Source organism: Frateuria sp., assembly GCF_035944355.1.
GTDB lineage: Bacteria > Pseudomonadota > Gammaproteobacteria > Xanthomonadales > Rhodanobacteraceae > Frateuria_A.
This window is the reverse complement of sequence record NZ_DASZBH010000001.1, coordinates 92205-109875: the sequence shown is the minus strand read 5'-3', so window position 1 is coordinate 109875 and position 17671 is coordinate 92205. Positions and strand designations below refer to the sequence as shown.

Sequence of the window (17671 nt, the reverse complement as noted above, 5' to 3'; positions counted from 1 at the left end):
GGAAGGTCGCGGGGAATCGCCTCTACGATTCCCCATTCACCATTCCGATTCCCGACGCTGTAACGCCACGCGTTACAGCGTGCGCGCCACCTCGATGCGCTCGAAGCATTCGATCTGGTCGCCGACCTTGACGTCGTTGTACTGCTTGACGGCGATACCGCATTCCATGCCGTTGCGCACCTCGTCGACCAGGTCCTTGAAGCGGCGCAGCGATTCGAGCTCGCCCTGGAACACCACCGTATTGTCGCGCAGCACGCGGATCGGCTTGTTCCGCTTGACCGTGCCCTCGGTAACCATGCAACCGGCCACCGCGCCGAACTTGGAACTGCGGAAGACCTCGCGCACCTGCGCGATGCCGATGATCTCCTCGCGCACTTCCACGCCCAGCAGGCCCGAAGCCGCCTGCTTCACCTGGTCGATCACGTCGTAGATGATCGAGAAGTAGCGCACGTCCAGGCCGGCGGTATCGATCACCTTGCGTGCCGAGGCGTCGGCGCGCACGTTGAAGCCAATGATCAGCGCCTTGGACGCCGCCGCCAGCGTGGCGTCGGACTCGGTGATGCCGCCGACGCCGGCTGCGATCACGTTGACCTTCACGTTCTCGTTGCCGATCTGGCTGAGCGAATCGCGCAGCGCCTGCACCGAGCCCTGCACGTCGGCCTTGACCAGGATGTTGAGCGTCTGCTGCTCGGCGCCCTGGCCCATCTGCGCCATGATGTCCTCGAGGCGGTTGGCCTTGCTGACCATGCGCGTCTCGCGGCGCTTCTGCTGGCGCTCGGCGGCCACCTCGCGCGCCAGGCGCTCGTCGGCCACCACCACGAAGTCGTCGCCCGCCTCCGGCACGCCGGACAGGCCCAGCACCTGCACGGGAATGGACGGACCGGCTTCCTGCACGGTCTTGCCGGTCTCGTCGACCAGCGCGCGCATGCGGCCGTATTCCACGCCGCAGACCACGAAGTCGCCGCGCTTCAGCGTGCCCTGCTGCACCAGCACGGTGGCGACCGGACCGCGACCCTTGTCCAGGCTGGATTCGATCACCACGCCGGTGGCCGGGCCGTCGAACACGGCGGTCAGCTCCATCACTTCGGCCTGCACCGAGATCGCGTCCAGCAGGTCGTCGATGCCCATGCCGGTCTTGGCCGACACCGGCACGAACGGCGTGTCGCCGCCCCACTCTTCCGGGATGACTTCCAGGTTGCCCAGGCCCTGCTTGACGTGGTCCGGGTTGGCGTCGGACTTGTCCATCTTGTTGAGCGCCACGATCAGCGGCACCTTGGCGGCGCGCGCGTGCTGCACGGCCTCGGCCGTCTGCGGCATCACGCCGTCGTCGGCGGCGACCACCAGCACCACGATGTCGGTGGACTGCGCGCCGCGGGCGCGCATCGCGGTGAACGCGGCGTGGCCCGGGGTGTCGAGGAAGGTGATCACGCCCTTGCGCGTGTCCACGTGGTAGGCGCCGATGTGCTGCGTGATGCCGCCGGCCTCGCCCGCCGCGACCTTGGTGCGGCGGATGTAGTCCAGCAGCGAGGTCTTGCCGTGGTCGACGTGGCCCATGATGGTGACCACCGGCGGGCGCGCGGACTTCTCGCCTTCCAGCTCGGCGTTCTGGGTGTGCGCGGCCAGCGCGGCCTCGGCGTTGTTCTCGCTCGCCTCGACCGGCGTGTGGCCCAGTTCCTCGACCACCAGCGTCGCGGTATCGCGGTCGATGGTCTGGTTGATGGTGGCCATCACGCCCATCTTGAAGAGCGCCTTGACCACTTCGGAGCCCTTGACCGCCATCTTCTGCGCCAGGTCGGCGACCAGGTTGGCCTCGCCGATCACCACCTCGCGCACGACCGGCGCGGTGGGACGGGAGAAGCCATGCGCGCCGGCCGCGGCGCCGGACCCGCCACGGGCCACTTCACGGCCGCCCTTGCCGGGCTTGCCGCGCTTGCTGGAACGGCGCGCGCGATCGGCGTCGGACAGGTGCAACTCGCCGCCGGCGAAGCGCTTGCCGCCCGGACCTTCGTCGCGGTCACGGCCATGGCGCGCCTTGGCGCCACCGCGCGCGTCGGACGGCGCCGGCGCTGGGGCCGGCGCGGGAGCCGGCGCCGCGACGACGACCTTCTTCTCGCGCTTACGCGGCTCATGGATGCGCGGCACGATCATGCCGAACGCACTGTGATCGGTGCTGGAGGGCGCGGGCGGCACGGGGGCCGCCGTGGCCTTGGCAGCCACGGCCGCCGGTACTTCGGCGGCCTCTTCCTGCACGGACGCCTCCGTGGCGGCCGGCGCTTCGGCGGGTTGCCCGACGGCTGCCTGCTCGGTCTGGCGCCGGGCTTCCTCGGCCTGGCGCTGTTCTTCCAGCGCACGCTGCTGCGCCTCCTGCTGGCGGCGCTGCTCGGCCTCCAGGCGCTCGCGCTCCTCGTGCTCGCGTTGCTGCTGCGACTCGGCCAGCTTGCGCACGGCCTCCTCGCGCTCCGGCTCGGCGCTCGCTTCCTCGGCGATCACGCTGCGCTTGACGTAGGTGCGCTTGGCGCGCACTTCCACGTTGACCGTCTTGGCGCTGCTGGCCGCGCCGCGGCCGCCGGGCGTGGCGACCTTCAGCTCGCTGACCTTGCGGCGCTTGAGGGTGATCTGGCGCGGGGCGCTGTCTTCCACCTCGGGGACGACCTCGCCCTTGCCGTGGGTGCGGCGCAGGAAGCCCAGCAGTTTCACCTTCTCGGTGCTGCTGATGACCTGCTCCGGATCGGAGAAATTCATGCCCGCCTCACCCAGCTGCCCCAGCAGCTTGGTGACCGGCATGCCCAGCACCTGGGCGAGTTGTTTGATCGTTACATCCGACATCGTGTTCTTTCTCCGCCGTTCCCGCGCTTATCGTCCGTGCGGCCCCAAGCCGGCACGTCCACCTCCATCCCTGGCGGAAGCCTCGCATGAGGCTTCCTCGGCGCGCCCATCCGAAGGCGCCGCCGTCCGCGGTTAGCCGCCCTTCTCCAGTCGTTCGATCATCGGTGCGCGGGCCGCCATGATCAACGCGGCGGCGCGCTCCTCGTCCATGCCCTCGATGTCGATCAGGTCGTCGACGGCGAGGTCGGCCAAGTCGTCCACCGTACCGATTTCGCGTGCAGCCAGCGCATAGGCCGTGGCCTCGTCCATGCCCGGCAGGCCGAGCAGTTCTTCGGACGGCTCGGCGATGCCTTCTTCCACCGCCAGCGCCTCGGTGAGCAGGGCGTCGCGGGCACGCGCGCGCAGTTCCTCGACGATGTCCTCGTCGAAGCCCTCCACCGCCAGCAGCTCGGCGCTGGGCACGTAGGCGATTTCCTCGACGCTGGAGAAGCCTTCCTGCACCAGGATGTTGGCGATCTCTTCGTCCACTTCCAGCTTGTCCATGAACAGCTGGCGCGCGGCCTGCTGCTCGGCCTCGCTCTTGGCGGTGACCTGGTCCTGGGTCATGACGTTGAGCTGCCAGCCGGTGAGCTTGCTGGCCAGGCGAACGTTCTGGCCGCCGCGGCCGATGGCCTGGGACAGCTTGTCCTCGGCCACCGCGATGTCCATCGAGTGCTTTTCCTCGTCCATGATGATGGACTGCACCTCGGCCGGCGCCATCGCGTTGATCACGTACTGCGCCTGGTTCTCGTGCCACAGGATGATGTCCACGCGCTCGCCGTTGAGCTCGTTGGACACCGCCTGCACGCGCGAGCCGCGCATGCCGATGCAGGCGCCGATCGGGTCGGTGCGGGTGTCGTGGGCGAGCACGGCGATCTTGGCGCGGTCGCCCGGATCGCGGGCGCAACCCTTGATCTCGACCAGGCCCTGGCCAACTTCCGGCACCTCGAGCTTGAACAGCTCCATCATGAATTCCGGCGCCGCACGCGAGACGAACAGCTGCGGGCCACGCACTTCGGAGCGCACCTCGTAGAGATAGCCGCGCACGCGGTCGCCGACGCGGGCCGACTCGCGCGGAATGGTCTTGTCGCGCGGAATGAAGGCCTCGGCGTTGGAACCAAGATCCAGGTACACGTTGCCGCGTTCGACGCGCTTGACGATGCCGGTGATCAGCTCGCCGACGCGATCCTTGTAGGCATCGACCACCTGCTGGCGCTCGGCCTCGCGCACGCGCTGCACGATCACCTGCTTGGCCGCCTGGGCCGCGATGCGGCCGAACTCGGCGTTCTCGATCTGCTGCTCGATGTAGTCGCCCACCTGCGCGTCTTCGCGCTCGTCCACCGCGTCCATCAGGCGCAGCTGGTGGAACGGGGACTCCATCTCGCCGTCGTCGGCGATGACTTCCCAGCGACGGAAGGTCTCGTAGTCGCCGCTCTGGCGATCGATCGCCACGCGGATGTCCGGATCCTCGTCCGGATAGCGTTTCTTGGCGGCCGAAGCGAGCGCGGCTTCCATCGCCTCGAAGATCACCTCGCGCGGCACGCCCTTTTCGTTGGCGACCGCATCGACGACCAGCAACAGTTCTTTGCTCATTGCAGCAACTCCGACGTTTGTGCATTCGTCCATGAATGCGAGAGAGTCAAAAAGCGGCCATCCATGGCCGCACTCTTTGTTTTTTTGCGCTCATCCCTGAGCGCGAGGGTCAAACAGCGGCCATCCGTGGCCGCACTCTCAAATTTCTTCCGGCTTCGTTGTGCTTATTGGCCGGTCTTCTTTGTAGCTTTCTTGCCGCCGGGCTTGGGCTGCGGCACGTAGCCGAGCGCGGCCCAGTCCGGCACCACGCGCGCGCTCTCGACCGCGTCATGGTCGAATTCGAACGTCTTGCCTTCCGCTTCGAAACTGAGCCGCGTGCCATCCACCGCGACCAGCTTGCCGCGCAGGCGGCGGCGCCCTTCGATCGGCGCCTTCAGCAACACCTTCACCTCCTGCCCCACCACCCGGACGAACTGCTCCGCGGTAAACAGCGGGCGGTCGATGCCCGGCGAGGAAACCTCCAGCACGTAGTGGCCCGGGATCGGATCCTCGACATCCAGCAGCGCCGACAGCTCGCGGCTGGCGGCCTCGCAATCGTCCAGGGTGACCTCGCGCCCCTCGGCGTGGTCGAGCACGTCCAGGTAGACGCGCAGGGTACTCTGCCCCTGCGACGGGGAAAACTCCACGCCGATGCATTCCAGGCCAAGGTCCGCCAGGACGTCGGTGAAGCGTTGCGCGAGTGCCTGCGTATCCATAGTCGTCGTTTGCGTGGTTGCAGAAACAAAAAATGGGCGCAACGGCCCATTCCCTTACCCCGACGATGTGCCGACTCGTCCAGGCTCTTCCCGGCGGCGCGTCGGACCGCTTGGCGGCCGCCGCACCACGACGCATCCTTGCGCCCAACAAAAAAGCCTCACGAGGAGGCTTTCTTGTTCTAAGAAAGATCTGGTAGCGGGGGCAGGATTCGAACCTGCGACCTTCGGGTTATGAGCCCGACGAGCTGCCAGACTGCTCCACCCCGCATCAGAGTCCGCAAACTATAGCGGCATGGCCGATTTCTTGCAAGCTTTTTGGAAGCGGTTTTCCATCCATTCGCCCCGCCGTGCCCGAAGCGAATGTCGGTCCGTCAGCCCGCGAACGCCGCGCGGCACCAGCCCAGCAACGGGCCCCAGTACAGGCCCAGCGCCAGCAGCACCAATGCGTTGAGCGAGAGCATGGTGCGCAGGAAACCATCGGCCTGCGGGCGGATCTCCAACCCTTCGGCCGGCTTGTCGAAATACATCACCTTGACCACGCGCAGGTAGTAGTACAGGCCGATGATCGCGAAGACGATACCGACGATCGCCAGCCACATCATCCCGGCATGGATGGCCGCCTGCAGCACCAGCAGCTTGGCGAAGAAACCGAACATCGGCGGCACGCCGGCCAGCGAGAACATCGCCAGCATCATCAGGAAGGCCATCCACGGCGAGCGCTGGTTGAGGCCCTTGAAGTCGTCGATCTCCTCGCATTCGAAGCCGGCGCGCGCCAGCGCCAGGATCACGCCGAAGGCCGCGGTGCTCATCAGCGCGTAGCTGATGGCGTAGAACATCGCCGACGCGTAGCCCTCGGGGCCGGCGTTGACCAGGCCCAGCAGCAGGTAGCCCATGTGCGAGATGGTCGAGTAGGCGAGCAGGCGCTTCAGGTTGGTCTGCACGATGGCGACCAGGTTGCCGATCGCCAGCGAGGCCACCGCAAGCACGGCGAGCATCATCTGCCACTGCCCCGCCATGCCGCCCATGCCGGACTCGAGCAGGCGGTAGGCCATGCCGAAGGCGGCCAGCTTGGACGTGGAGCCGACAAAGATCGTGACCGCGGTCGGCGCGCCCTGGTAGACGTCCGGGATCCACATGTGGAACGGCGCCACGCCCAGCTTGAAGCTGATGCCCACGATCATGAAGATCAGGCCGAACACCAGCAGGTGATCCAGGCCGGCGTGGGCCACCGCGCCGTGCAGCTGCGCCAGCGCCAGCGTGCCGGTGGCGCCGTAGACCATCGACATGCCGTACAGCAGCATGCCCGAGGACAGCGCGCCGAGCACGAAGTACTTGATCGCCGCTTCGGACGACAGCGGGGAATCGCGGTTGAGCGCGACCAGGCCGTACGAACACAGTGTCAGCAGTTCCAGGCCCAGGTAGATCATCACCAGGTTGCCGGCCGACACCAGCAGCATCGCGCCGATGGTGGCGAAGATCATCAGGGTGTAGAACTCGCCCTGAAACAGCTTGCGATCGGCCATGTACGGCCGCGAGAACACGAAGATCAGGCCGGTGCAGAGCAGGATGAACACCTTGAGGATCTCGGCGACCCGGTCGCGGACGAACATGCCGTCGAAGGCGGTCACCGTGATGTCGGGCTGGTCGGCCGCCACCAGGTAGATGCCCACCACCAGCACCAGGATCGAGATCCAGTGCAGGACGGTGCGCTGCTCGGGCTTCATCCAGGCGTCCAGCAGCAACAGCAGGCACGCCGCCGCCACCAGATAGAACTCCGGCAGCATGATCAGGATGTCGTTGAAAGTCGGCATGGGCGTGTGATTCCGCTTAGATCTTGTGAACGGCGAGCTGCTGCACCAGCTGGGACACCGAGGCGTCCATCAGGTGGATCAGCGGCTGCGGCCAGATGCCCAGCGCCAGCACGGCGGCGGCGAAGGCGACCAGCACGAACGTCTCGCGGCCGTTGATCTCCTCCATCTCGCGCACGTGCGGGTTGGTGATGTCGCCCCACAGCACGCGCTTGACCATCCACAGCGTGTAGGCCGCGCCGATGATCAGGGTGAACGCGGCGAACAGCGCGATCCACGGGTTGGCGGCGAAGCTCGCCAGCACCACCATGAACTCGCCGACGAAGCCGCTGGTGCCCGGCAGGCCGGAGTTGGCCATGGCGAACAGCACGTAGAAGAAGCCGAACCAGGGCATCACGTTGATGACGCCGCCGTAGTCCTTGATCAGGCGCGTGTGCATGCGGTCGTACATGACGCCGATGCAGGTGAACATCGCGCCGGAGACGAAGCCGTGCGAAATCATCTGCACCATGGCGCCCTGCATGCCGAGCTTGGCCGCGTCCAGGTTGCCGCTGCCGCGCACCAGCATGAAGGCGATGAAGATGCCCAGCGTGACGAAGCCCATGTGCGCTACGGACGAGTACGCCACCAGCTTCTTCATGTCCTCCTGCACCAGCGCCACGTAGCCGATGTAGACGATGGCCACCAGGCTGAGCACGATCACGAGCCAGGCGTAATGGTCGCCCGCGTCCGGCGTGATCGGCAGGATGAAGCGCAGGAAGCCGTAGGTGCCGACCTTCAGCATCACCGCCGCCAGCACCACCGAGCCGCCGGTCGGCGCCTCCACGTGGGCGTCCGGCAGCCAGGTGTGCACCGGCACCATCGGCACCTTGATCGCGAACGCCAGCAGGAAGGCGAAGAACAGCCAGCTCTGCTCCTTCATGGTCAGCGGCAGCGCCGCCAGCGCGTGCAGGTCGAAGCTGCCGGCCTTCAGGTACAGGTAGATCAGCCCGATCAGCATGAAGATCGAGCCGAAGAACGTGTAGATGAAGAACTTCAGGGTGGCGTAGACGCGCCGCGGACCGCCCCAGACGCCGATCAGGATGAACATCGGGATCAGCATCGCCTCGAAGAACACGTAGAACAGCAAGGCGTCGGTGGCGCAGAACACGCCGATCATCAGGCCCTCGAGCACCAGCATCGCGGCCATGTACTGGTGCGGCTTGTCCTGGATCACCTGCCATGCGCCGGCGATCACCAGGATGCCGACGAAGGTCGTGAGCAGGATCAGGGCGATCGAAATGCCGTCTACCGCGAGGCCGTAGTGCACGCCGAGCGAGGCGATCCACACGTGGCTTTCGGTGAGCTGCATGGTGCCGTCGACGGCGTTGTAGGCCGGCAGCAGGCACAGGCTGGCCACGAAGGCCAGCACCGCCACCAGCAGCGAGATCCAGCGCGCCAGGTTCGGGCGCGCGGAGCCGGCCAGCAGCACCGGTATCGCGCCGACGATGGGTAGCCAGATCAGCAGGCTGAGCAAATGATTGAACATGGAGCGCGCTTCCTTATTGCCCGATCAGCCCGGACCCGAAGACCCAGAACCCGCCCAGCAGCAGGATCAGGCCGAGGATCATCGCGAAGGCATAGTGGTAGAGATAGCCCGACTGCAGGCGGCGCACGCCGGCGGCGATGCGCTGCACCAGCGCGGCCGAGCCGTTGACCATGGCGCCGTCGATCACCGCAGCGTCGCCGGCCTTCCAGAACAGCCGGCCCAGCTTCACACCGCCACGGGCGAAGATCGCGAAGTAGACGGCGTCGACCCAGTACTTGCGGTCCAGCACCGTCCACAGCGGCTTGAGCGCGTTCTTGATCTTGCCCGCCATCGCCGGGTTGAACAGGTAGATGTAGGTGGTGATCACGAAGGCGAGCACCACCAGCGCGAACGGCCAGCTCAGCAGGCCTTGCAGCGCCATCGCGGCGGCGCCGTGGAACTCGCCGCCCAGTTCGCCCAGCACATTGTTCGCTTCCTCCACGTGGATCGCCTGGCCGAACCACTGGCCGAACAGCATCGGCCCGACGGTGAAGAAGCCGATCAACAGCGACGGGATCGCCAGCAGGATCAACGGCAGCGTCACCACCCAGGGCGACTCGTGCGGAGGGTGGTGCAGCACGCCCGGCTCGCCGTGGCCCGGCTCGGTGTGCGGATGCTCGTCCGGGCCGACCGCCGCATGGGCGTCGCCGTGCTCGTGCGCGTCCTCGTGGGCGTGGCCGTGCGACGCATGCGCGTCATGGCCGTGCACCACCACGAAGCGTTCCTTGCCGTGGAAGGTCAGGTACATCTGGCGGAAGGTGTACAGCGCGGTGACGAAGGCGCCGGCCAGCACGCAGACGTAGGCGTAGCCCGAGCCCCAGCGATGCGACTCGCCGACCGCCTCGATGATCGCGTCCTTGGAGTAGAAGCCCGAGGTGAACGGGATCGCCACCAGCGCCAGCGAGCCGATCCACATCGTGATCCAGGTGATCGGCATGTACTTGCGCAGGCCGCCCATGTAGCGCATGTCCTGCTCGTGGTGCATGGCGATGATGACCGAGCCCGCGCCCAGGAACAGCAGCGCCTTGAAGAAGGCGTGGGTCATCAGATGGAACACCGCGCCGGCGTAGGCGGACACGCCCAGCGCCACGGTCATGTAGCCCAGCTGCGAAAGCGTGGAATACGCCACCACGCGCTTGATGTCGTTCTGGACGATACCGATCAGGCCGGTGAACAGCGCGCCGGTGGCGCCGATCACCATCACGAAGCTCAGCGCGCCGGAAGACAGCTCGAAGATCGGCGACATGCGCGCGACCATGAAGATGCCCGCGGTCACCATGGTCGCCGCATGGATCAGCGCGGAGATCGGCGTGGGACCTTCCATCGAATCGGGCAGCCACACGTGCAACGGCACCTGGGCGGACTTGCCCATGGCGCCTATGAACAGCAGCACGCAGATCACCGTGGCCGCGTCCCAATGCATGTTCGCGGTCAGCGCCAGCGTCTTGCCGACCAGGCTGGGCGCGCCGGCGAAGGCGGTGGCGTAGTCCAGCGTGCCCAGGAAGTACAGCACCGCGGCGATGCCCAGCAGGAAGCCGAAGTCGCCCACGCGGTTGACCAGGAAGGCCTTGAGGTTGGCGAAGATCGCGGTCGGGCGCTTGTACCAGAAGCCGATCAGCAGGTAGGACACCAGGCCCACGCCTTCCCAGCCGAAGAACAGCTGCATGAAGTTGTTGCTCATCACGAGCATCAACATCGCGAAGGTGAACAGCGAGATGTAGCTGAAGAAGCGCTGGTAGCCGTCGTCGTCGGCCATGTAGCCGATGGTGTACACGTGCACCAGCAGCGACACGAAGGTCACCACCACCATCATCATGGCGGTGAGGCGGTCGACCAGGAAGCCGACGCTCACGTGCAGGCGGCCGATCTCGAACCAGGTGTAGATGTCCTGGTTGTAGGCCGGCGCGCCGCCTGCCGTGATCTGGTAGAGCACGTAGAACGACAGCGCGCAGGAGATCAACAGCCCGAGGATGGTGACGCTGTGCGCGCCCGCGCGCCCGATCTGCTTGCCGAGGAAGCCGGCGAGCAGGCAGCCGGCCAGCGGCGCCAGCGCGATGATCAGCAGGATGTTCGTGGACAATTGCATCGGCTCAGCCCTTCATCGAGTCGATTTCGGCGACGTTGACCGTGCTGCGGTTGCGGAACAGCAGCACCAGGATCGCCAGGCCGATCGCGGACTCGGCGGCCGCGACGGTGAGGATGAAGAACACGAACACCTGGCCCGCCACGTCGCCATGGAAGCGCGAGAAGGCCACGAAGTTCATGTTCACCGCGAGCAGCATCAGCTCGATCGCCATCAGCAGCACGATCACGTTCTTTCGGTTGATGAACAGGCCGGCCACGGCGATGCAGAAAAGCACCGCGCCCAGCACGATGAAGTGCGACAACGTGATCATTGGCGTGGCTCCTGCGAAGCGGTCGGCTCATCCGGGCGCGAGGGCGCCATCTTGACCACGCGGATGCGGTCGCGCGCCTGCACGCGCACCTGCTCGCTGGCCGACTCGTGGCGCTTGTCGCCGCGATGGCGCAGGGTGAGCGCCACGGCGACCACCACACCCACGGTGAGGATCAGTGCGGCGATCTCGAACGGCAGCAGGTACTGCGTGTACAGCGCCTGGCCCAGCCACGCGGTATTGGACAGGCCCGCGACCGTGGCGGGATCGGCCCCCATCACCTGCGCGTGCATCACGCGCACGCCGATCAGCGCCAGCATTTCAGCCAGCATGACCAGCGCGACGACGATGCCCACCGGCAGGTAGCGGATGAAACCCTCGCGGACATGTTCCTGCTTGATGTCCAGCATCATCACCACGAACAGGAACAGCACCATCACCGCGCCGACGTAGACGACGATCAGGGCGATGGCGAGGAACTCCGCTTCGGCCAGCAGCCAGATGCAGGCGGTGCTGAAGAAGGTCAGCACCAGCGAGAGCACCGCGTGCACCGAATTCTTCAGCGTGATCACCGCCAGCGCGGCGGCCACGGTGACGGCGGCGAAGCCGTAGAAGCAGATCAGTTGGAAAAGATTGGTATCGATCATGTCGGTGCCCTTAGCGGAACGCCGCGTCTTGCGCGCGGGCCGCGGCGATTTCCGGCTCGAAGCGGTCGCCGATGGCGAGCAGCTGCGCCTTGGTCACCACGTTCTGGCCACGCTGTTCGAAGTGGTACTCCATCACCGAGGTCTCGACGATCGAGTCGACCGGGCAGCTCTCTTCGCAGAAGCCGCAGAAGATGCACTTGAACAGGTCGATGTCGTAGCGAGTGGTGCGGCGCTGACCGTCGCTCTCGCGCGGAGCCGAGTCGATGGTGATCGCCAGCGCGGGGCACACTGCTTCGCACAGCTTGCACGCGATGCAGCGCTCCTCGCCGTTGGCATAGCGGCGCAGCGCGTGCAGGCCGCGGAAGCGGTTCGAGCGCGGGATGTGCTCCATCGGGAAGCGCACCGTGTACTTGGGCTTGAACATGTAGCGCAGGGTCAGCGCCATGCCCTGGAGCAGCTCGATGAGCAACAGGCTCTTGAAGTAATTGGTGATGCGGCTCATAGGTGGGCTCTCGTCATATCACCCTTCTCCCCTCCGGGGAGAAGGTGCCCGTCAGGGCGGATGAGGGGCGGGTGCTCGCGAAACGCTCTCATCTCACGCCCCCGTGCCGGCGATGACCCAGCCGAAGTACTTCATGCAGCCGGCCACCAGGACCCACACGATCGTGATGGGAATGAACACCTTCCAACCCAGCCGCATGATCTGGTCGTAGCGGTAGCGCGGGAACGTCGCGCGGAACCACAGGAACAGAAAGGACATCAGGAAGGCCTTGATCAGCAGCCAGACGAAGCCGCCGGTCCAGATCCAGTTGATCCAGCCGGGAGCGTCGGCATGGATCCAGCCCCGCAGCGGGCTCAGCCAGCCGCCCAGGAAGAAGATCGAGGCGAGGAAGCTCACCAGGATCATGTTGGCGTATTCGGCCAGGAAGAAGATCGCGAAGGCCGAGCCGGAATATTCCACATGGAAGCCCGCGACGATCTCCGATTCGCCTTCGGCCACGTCGAACGGCGCGCGGTTGGTCTCGGCCACGCCCGAGACGAAGTAGACGACGAACACCGGCAGCAGCGGCAGCCAGAACCAGTCGAAGAAGCCCTTGCCGCCGGCCTGCGCGTGCACGATGTCGGTGAGGTTGAGCGAGCCGGCCAGCACCAGCACGCAGACCAGCGACAGGCCCATGGCGAGCTCGTAGGAGATCACCTGCGCGGCCGAGCGCATGGCGCCGAGCAGCGCGTAGCGCGAGTTGGACGCCCAGCCGGCCAGGATGATGCCGTACACGCCCAGCGAGGTCATCGCCAGCAGGTAGAGCAGGCCCGCGTTGACGTTCGCCAGCACCATCTTCTCGCCGAAGGGCACCACCGCCCAGGCCGCGAACGCCGGCACCAGCGCCAGCAGCGGGGCCAGGTAGTAGAGGACGCGGTTGGCGCTGGAGGGAAGGATCACTTCCTTGATCAGCAGCTTCACCACGTCGGCGAAGGCCTGCAGCATGCCGAAGGGACCGATCTTGTTCGGTCCCATGCGCACGTGCATCCAGCCGATGACCTTGCGCTCCCAGTACACGAACATGGCCACCGCCAGGATCAGCGGCACCGCGATGCACAGGATGTACAGGACCGGCAGTCCCACTTGATGGATGAGTTGATCCAGCATCGTGTTACGCCTTGGCTAAGGTAAGGGCGGCGCCGTACGGCGGCAGCGTGGCGGTCAGGTCGTGCGCGGCCTCGATCCATGCGGCGCCATCGGGCACGACCGCATCGATCGCCACCGGCAGCCGCGAATCGCCGACGTGCACCTGCGCGCCGGCGACCAGGCCGTGGCGCATCGCCTCGTTCGCGTTCAGGCGCACGGCCGGCGCGCGGTTGATCGGATGGGCGTTGAGCGCCGCGGCCCGGCGCACTACCGCATCGCTGCGGTAGATCGGCCAGGTCGCCAGGCGCACCAGGCCGCCCGTTGCGCCCTGGCGCGGGGCCAGCGTGCCGGCGTGCGCCGGCAGCGGACGCTCGGCGATGCCGGCGCGCAGGCCGGCCAGGTCGTCGAACTCGAAGCCGGCCAGTTGCAGCATGCCGCCCAGCGCGCGCAGCACCTTCCAGCCCGCGCGGGCCTCGCCGGGCGCCTTGGCGCCGGCCAGGGTCGTCTGCGCCAGCCCGTCCACGTTGACCAGCGTGCCGTCGATCTCCGGCAACAGCGCGATCGGCAGGATCACGTTCGCCACCTCGCGCAAGGCGGGGCTGGCGTAGGCGCTGAACGCCACCACCGCCTGCGCGGCACGCAGCGCGGCCATAGTCCTGGCGCCATCGGCGAAGTCGTGCGGCGGCTCGACGCCGTAGAGCACGTAACCCTTGCGCTGCTGCGCAAGCATCGCCTGCGCATCCAGGCCGCCGTTGCCCGGCAGCAGACCGCCCTGCCCCAGCCCCAGCGCATTGGCGCCGACCGGCAGTTCGTTGTAGCCGGCGCCGGTGGCCTGCGCGATGAAGCGCGCGATGGCGCGCAGCCACGACGCCTGCGGATGCGTCGCCGCCGCCTCGCCCAGGACGACCACGGCCTTGCCGGCCTTGAGCACCGCGATCGCGTCGCGGTCGCCCTGGTCGCTCTGTGCGCCGCTGATGGCGTCGGCCAGCATGGCGGGCGCGGTGGCGCCGTCGGCGACCGCGGCCTTGGCCAGCGCGAGCAGCGCATCGACCAGCGCCGCCGGCGACACGATGGCCTCGCCGGCCAGCGCGTAGTTGAAGCCGAAGCGCGCCGGGTTGACCGCGTACACCTTGGCGCCGCGCTTGACCGCCTGGTGCAGGCGGTGGTTGAGCAGCGGCATTTCGTAGCGCAGGTCCGAGCCCACCAGCAGCGCGCCCTTGACCTGGCTCACCTCGGCGACGGGAACCTCGAAGCGGGCCGCGACCGGGCGGTCGGACAGGTCCAGCTGGCGCAGGCGATGGTCGACGTGCGCGCTGCCCAGGCCGCGGGCCAGGCGCAGCAGCAGGTCGCCTTCCTCGTTGGTGGTGGCGGGCGAGGCCAGGATGCCGAGCTCGCTGCCGGGCACCGACTTCAGCGCCTCCGTGGCGACGGAAAGGGCCTCTTCCCAACTGGCGCGCTGCCATTGCCCGTTGCGCTTGATCTCGGGCGCATGCAGGCGCTCGGCGGCGTACAGGCCCTCGTGGCTGAAGCGGTCACGGTCCGACAGCCAGCACTCGTTGATCGCCTCGTTGTCGCGCGGCACGGTGCGCAGCACTTCGCCGCGGCGCGTGTGCAGCCACAGATTGGAACCCAGCGCATCGTGGTAGCCGATCGAGGGACGCGCGATCAGCTCCCAGGCGCGCGCCTTGAACTGGAACGGCTTGTTGGTCAGCGCGCCGACCGGGCAGACGTCGATGATGTTGCCGGAAAGCTCGGTCTCCACCGTCTTTCCGATATACGTGCCGATCTGCAGGTTCTCGCCGCGGTTCATGCCGCCGAGCTCGTAGGTGCCGGCGATCTCGCTGGTGAAGCGCACGCAGCGCGTGCACTGGATGCAGCGGGTCATCTCGGTGGCGACCAGCGGCCCGATGTTCTCGTCCGCGATCGTGCGCTTGCGCTCGGTGTAGCGCGACACGCTGCGGCCATAGCCGAGCGCCACGTCCTGCAGCTCGCACTCGCCGCCCTGGTCGCAGATCGGGCAGTCCAGCGGATGGTTGATCAGAAGGAACTCCATCACGTCCTTCTGGAACTTCAGCGCCTTGTCCGAGCGCGTCATCACCTTCATGCCCTCGGCCACCGGAGTGGCGCAGGCCGGCTGCGGCTTGGGCATCAGCTTGCCGCCCATCTCCACATCGACCAGGCACATGCGGCAGTTGGCGGCGATGGGGAGCTTGCGGTGGTAGCAGAAACGCGGAATGGCGACGCCGATGGAATCGGCGGCCTCGATGATCATGGCGCCCTTGCGGATCTGCGTGGGCTTGCCGTCGACCTCGATGTTGACCAGATCGGGGGCGGCGGTGGTGGTCGGCTGCGCGCTCATCAGGCGGCCTCGGGAAGCAGGGGAACGGGGAACGGGGAACGGGGGACGGGCAACCTCGGGCAACGGGAGGCTTCCGGTTCCCTGTTCCCTGTTCCCTGTTCCCGAAACAAAACATTGCTCATGCCACGGCTCCCAGCATCTCGCTGTCCACCATCGAGCGGCCGTTGCGCACGAAGTATTCGAATTCATCCCAGAAGTGGTGCAGGAAGCCCTGCACCGGCCAGGCGGCGGCTTCGCCGAAGGCGCAGATGGTGTGGCCCTCGATCTGGCCGGCGACCGCCTTCAGGCGATGCAGGTCGTCCTCGGTGCCCTTGCCTTCCACGATGCGGCTGAGCACGCGGTACATCCAGCCGGTGCCTTCGCGGCAGGGCGTGCACTGGCCGCAGGATTCGGCCATGTAGAAGCGCGCGATGCGGTGGCAGGCGCGCACCATGCAGGTGGTCTCGTCCATCACGATGACCGCGCCCGAACCCAGGCCCGAACCGGCCTTCATCAGGCTGTCGTAGTCCATGGTGCACTCGAGCATGGTCGATGCCGGCAGCACCTTCATCGAGGAGCCGCCCGGGATCACCGCCTTGAGCTGGTTGCCGTTGCGCACGCCGCCGGCCATCGCCAGCAGGTCCTTGAACGGCGTGCCCAGGCGAATCTCGAAGTTGCCCGGGTTGTTGACGTGGCCGGAGACCGAGAAGATCTTCGGGCCGCCGTTGTTGGGCTTGCCGAGATTCAGGAACCAGTCCGCGCCATTGCGCAGGATGGCCGGCACCGAGGCGTAGGTCTCGGTATTGTTGATCGTGGTCGGCTTGCCGTACAGGCCGAAGTTGGCCGGGAACGGCGGCTTGAAGCGCGGCTGGCCCTTCTTGCCTTCCAGCGACTCCATCAACGCGGTTTCCTCGCCGCAGATGTAGGCGCCGGCGCCGAGCGCCGTGTAGATGTCCACGTCGATGCCCGAGCCCTGCACGTTCTTGCCCAGCAGCCCGGCCGCGTAGGCTTCCTTGAGCGCGGCCTCGAAGTGCTCGTACGGCTCGTGGTGGAACTCGCCGCGCAGGTAGTTGTAGGCCACGGTCGAGCCGGTGCAGTAGCAGGCGATCGCCAGACCCTCGATCACCGCGTGCGGGTTGTAGCGCAGGATGTCGCGGTCCTTGGCGGTGCCGGGCTCGGACTCGTCCGAATTGCAGAGGATGTACTTCTGCATCGTGCCCTTGGGCATGAAAGACCACTTCAGGCCGGTGGGGAAGCCCGCGCCGCCGCGGCCGCGCAGGCTGGACTTCTTCACTTCCTCCACGAGCGCGGCCGGATCGGGCTTCTCGGCCAGGATCTTGCGCCACGCCTTGTAGCCGTCGACCTTCTCGTAGCTGTCCATCGACCACGGCGTGTCGAAGTGCAGCGTGGTGTAGACGACCTGGTGGTCCTGCGGTGCGGGTCCGACCGGACCGTTGCTGCTAGCCATTGCCCTGCCTCACTCCAGACCGTCGAGAATTTGATCGAGCTTCTCGCGCGTGAGCCGCTCGTGGTAATGCCCGTTGACCGTCATCGCCGGCGCGTACACGCAGGCGGCGATGCACTCCTCTTCCTTCTTCAGGTACACGCGCCCGTCCGGCGTGCTCTCGCCGAGCTTGATGCCGAGCTTGCTCTCGCAGTGGCGCACCAGGTCCTCGGCGCCGTTGAGCCAGCACGAGATGTTGGTGCAGATCGCCACGTTGTTGCGGCCGACCGGCTTGGTCTCGAGCATCGAGTAGAAGCTCGCCACCTCGTAGCCCCACACCGTGGGCAGATCCAGGTACCGGGTCACCGCCACGATCAGCTCGTCGGTGAGGAAGCCCCGGTTCTGCTCCTGCGCGGCGAACAGCGCCTGGATCAGCGCCGAGCGCTTGCGGTCCGGTGGGAACTTGGCGACCCATAGGTCGATGTGGTGGCGGGTGTGCTCGTTAAGCACGACGAGCGGATCGACGTGCTTGACTTGGTTGTAGTTGCCGGTGGCTTTCATGCTTGGGGCCCCAGGATGGAAGCGGGAACGGGGAACGGGGAATGGGGAACGGGCAGGCGCGCGCTTCGCCCTGAGGGAGCCGGACATGCGGAAACGACACGGGCATCAGGGAACCGGACGTTCCCCGTTTCCC

The 17671-nt window shown here is 66.9% G+C and carries 13 protein-coding genes and 1 tRNA gene; all 14 read right to left on the bottom strand.

All coding sequences use genetic code 11. The features are described 5' to 3' along the window. Positions 1–72: 72 nt before the first annotated feature. The 14 genes from infB to nuoE all read right to left on the bottom strand — a co-directional run bounded on the left by infB (position 73) and on the right by nuoE (position 17538). Complete coding sequence (gene infB, locus VGU03_RS00480; protein WP_327477696.1) at positions 73–2826, bottom strand: translation initiation factor IF-2; 2754 nt, start codon at positions 2824–2826, stop codon at positions 73–75. Between the two features lie 132 nt (positions 2827–2958). After that, complete coding sequence (nusA, locus tag VGU03_RS00475; RefSeq protein ID WP_327477695.1) at positions 2959–4458, bottom strand: transcription termination factor NusA; 1500 nt, start codon at positions 4456–4458, stop codon at positions 2959–2961. 164 nt (positions 4459–4622) lie between these two features. Next, complete coding sequence (rimP, locus tag VGU03_RS00470; RefSeq protein WP_327477693.1) at positions 4623–5153, bottom strand: ribosome maturation factor RimP; 531 nt, start codon at positions 5151–5153, stop codon at positions 4623–4625. A 191-nt stretch (positions 5154–5344) separates the two neighbouring features. Further along, positions 5345–5421: transfer RNA gene (locus VGU03_RS00465), tRNA-Met, on the bottom strand. A gap of 103 nt (positions 5422–5524) precedes the next feature. After that, a complete protein-coding gene (gene nuoN / locus VGU03_RS00460) occupies positions 5525–6964 on the bottom strand; it encodes an NADH-quinone oxidoreductase subunit NuoN (protein ID WP_327477691.1) in 1440 nt (479 codons plus the stop codon). Positions 6965–6980: 16 nt separating this feature from the next. Continuing rightward, entirely contained in the window at positions 6981–8489 is a 1509-nt protein-coding gene (locus VGU03_RS00455; protein ID WP_327477690.1) for an NADH-quinone oxidoreductase subunit M, read from the bottom strand. Between the two features lie 13 nt (positions 8490–8502). Continuing rightward, a complete protein-coding gene (nuoL, locus tag VGU03_RS00450) occupies positions 8503–10614 on the bottom strand; it encodes an NADH-quinone oxidoreductase subunit L (RefSeq protein WP_327477688.1) in 2112 nt (703 codons plus the stop codon). Positions 10615–10618: 4 nt separating this feature from the next. Further along, positions 10619–10924: an NADH-quinone oxidoreductase subunit NuoK gene (gene nuoK / locus VGU03_RS00445; protein ID WP_291190924.1), complete on the bottom strand. Its 306-nt coding sequence runs from the start codon at positions 10922–10924 to the stop codon at positions 10619–10621. Further along, positions 10921–11568, bottom strand: coding sequence for an NADH-quinone oxidoreductase subunit J (locus VGU03_RS00440; RefSeq protein ID WP_327477686.1), 648 nt, complete (start codon positions 11566–11568; stop codon positions 10921–10923). The genes nuoK and VGU03_RS00440 overlap by 4 nt, the downstream gene beginning before the upstream one ends. A 10-nt stretch (positions 11569–11578) precedes the next feature. Further along, positions 11579–12070: an NADH-quinone oxidoreductase subunit NuoI gene (gene nuoI, locus VGU03_RS00435; protein WP_327477684.1), complete on the bottom strand. Its 492-nt coding sequence runs from the start codon at positions 12068–12070 to the stop codon at positions 11579–11581. A gap of 93 nt (positions 12071–12163) precedes the next feature. Next, complete coding sequence (gene nuoH, locus VGU03_RS00430) at positions 12164–13216, bottom strand: NADH-quinone oxidoreductase subunit NuoH (protein WP_327477682.1); 1053 nt, start codon at positions 13214–13216, stop codon at positions 12164–12166. A 4-nt stretch (positions 13217–13220) separates the two neighbouring features. Continuing rightward, on the bottom strand, positions 13221–15554 hold the full coding sequence (gene nuoG, locus VGU03_RS00425) for an NADH-quinone oxidoreductase subunit NuoG (protein WP_327477680.1): 2334 nt from the start codon (positions 15552–15554) through the stop codon (positions 13221–13223). A gap of 118 nt (positions 15555–15672) precedes the next feature. Then, positions 15673–17001 carry an NADH-quinone oxidoreductase subunit NuoF gene (gene nuoF, locus VGU03_RS00420; protein WP_327477679.1) on the bottom strand — a complete coding sequence of 443 codons (1329 nt, stop codon included), beginning with the start codon at positions 16999–17001 and terminating at the stop codon, positions 15673–15675. A 9-nt stretch (positions 17002–17010) separates the two neighbouring features. Beyond that, positions 17011–17538 (bottom strand): NADH-quinone oxidoreductase subunit NuoE, encoded by a 528-nt coding sequence (nuoE, locus tag VGU03_RS00415; protein WP_327477677.1) that lies wholly within the window; start codon positions 17536–17538, stop codon positions 17011–17013. Positions 17539–17671: the final 133 nt, after the last annotated feature.

Excerpts from the sequence above, each read along its gene's own strand:
- infB (WP_327477696.1), bottom strand. The coding sequence starts at position 2,826 with ATGTCGGATGTAACGATCAAACAACTCGCCCAGGTGCTGGGCATGCCG.
- nusA (WP_327477695.1), bottom strand. The coding sequence starts at position 4,458 with ATGAGCAAAGAACTGTTGCTGGTCGTCGATGCGGTCGCCAACGAAAAG.
- rimP (WP_327477693.1), bottom strand. The coding sequence starts at position 5,153 with ATGGATACGCAGGCACTCGCGCAACGCTTCACCGACGTCCTGGCGGAC.
- nuoN (WP_327477691.1), bottom strand. The coding sequence starts at position 6,964 with ATGCCGACTTTCAACGACATCCTGATCATGCTGCCGGAGTTCTATCTG.
- VGU03_RS00455 (WP_327477690.1), bottom strand. The coding sequence starts at position 8,489 with ATGTTCAATCATTTGCTCAGCCTGCTGATCTGGCTACCCATCGTCGGC.
- nuoL (WP_327477688.1), bottom strand. The coding sequence starts at position 10,614 with ATGCAATTGTCCACGAACATCCTGCTGATCATCGCGCTGGCGCCGCTG.
- nuoK (WP_291190924.1), bottom strand. The coding sequence starts at position 10,924 with ATGATCACGTTGTCGCACTTCATCGTGCTGGGCGCGGTGCTTTTCTGC.
- VGU03_RS00440 (WP_327477686.1), bottom strand. The coding sequence starts at position 11,568 with ATGATCGATACCAATCTTTTCCAACTGATCTGCTTCTACGGCTTCGCC.
- nuoI (WP_327477684.1), bottom strand. The coding sequence starts at position 12,070 with ATGAGCCGCATCACCAATTACTTCAAGAGCCTGTTGCTCATCGAGCTG.
- nuoH (WP_327477682.1), bottom strand. The coding sequence starts at position 13,216 with ATGCTGGATCAACTCATCCATCAAGTGGGACTGCCGGTCCTGTACATC.
- nuoG (WP_327477680.1), bottom strand. The coding sequence starts at position 15,554 with ATGAGCGCGCAGCCGACCACCACCGCCGCCCCCGATCTGGTCAACATC.
- nuoF (WP_327477679.1), bottom strand. The coding sequence starts at position 17,001 with ATGGCTAGCAGCAACGGTCCGGTCGGACCCGCACCGCAGGACCACCAG.
- nuoE (WP_327477677.1), bottom strand. The coding sequence starts at position 17,538 with ATGAAAGCCACCGGCAACTACAACCAAGTCAAGCACGTCGATCCGCTC.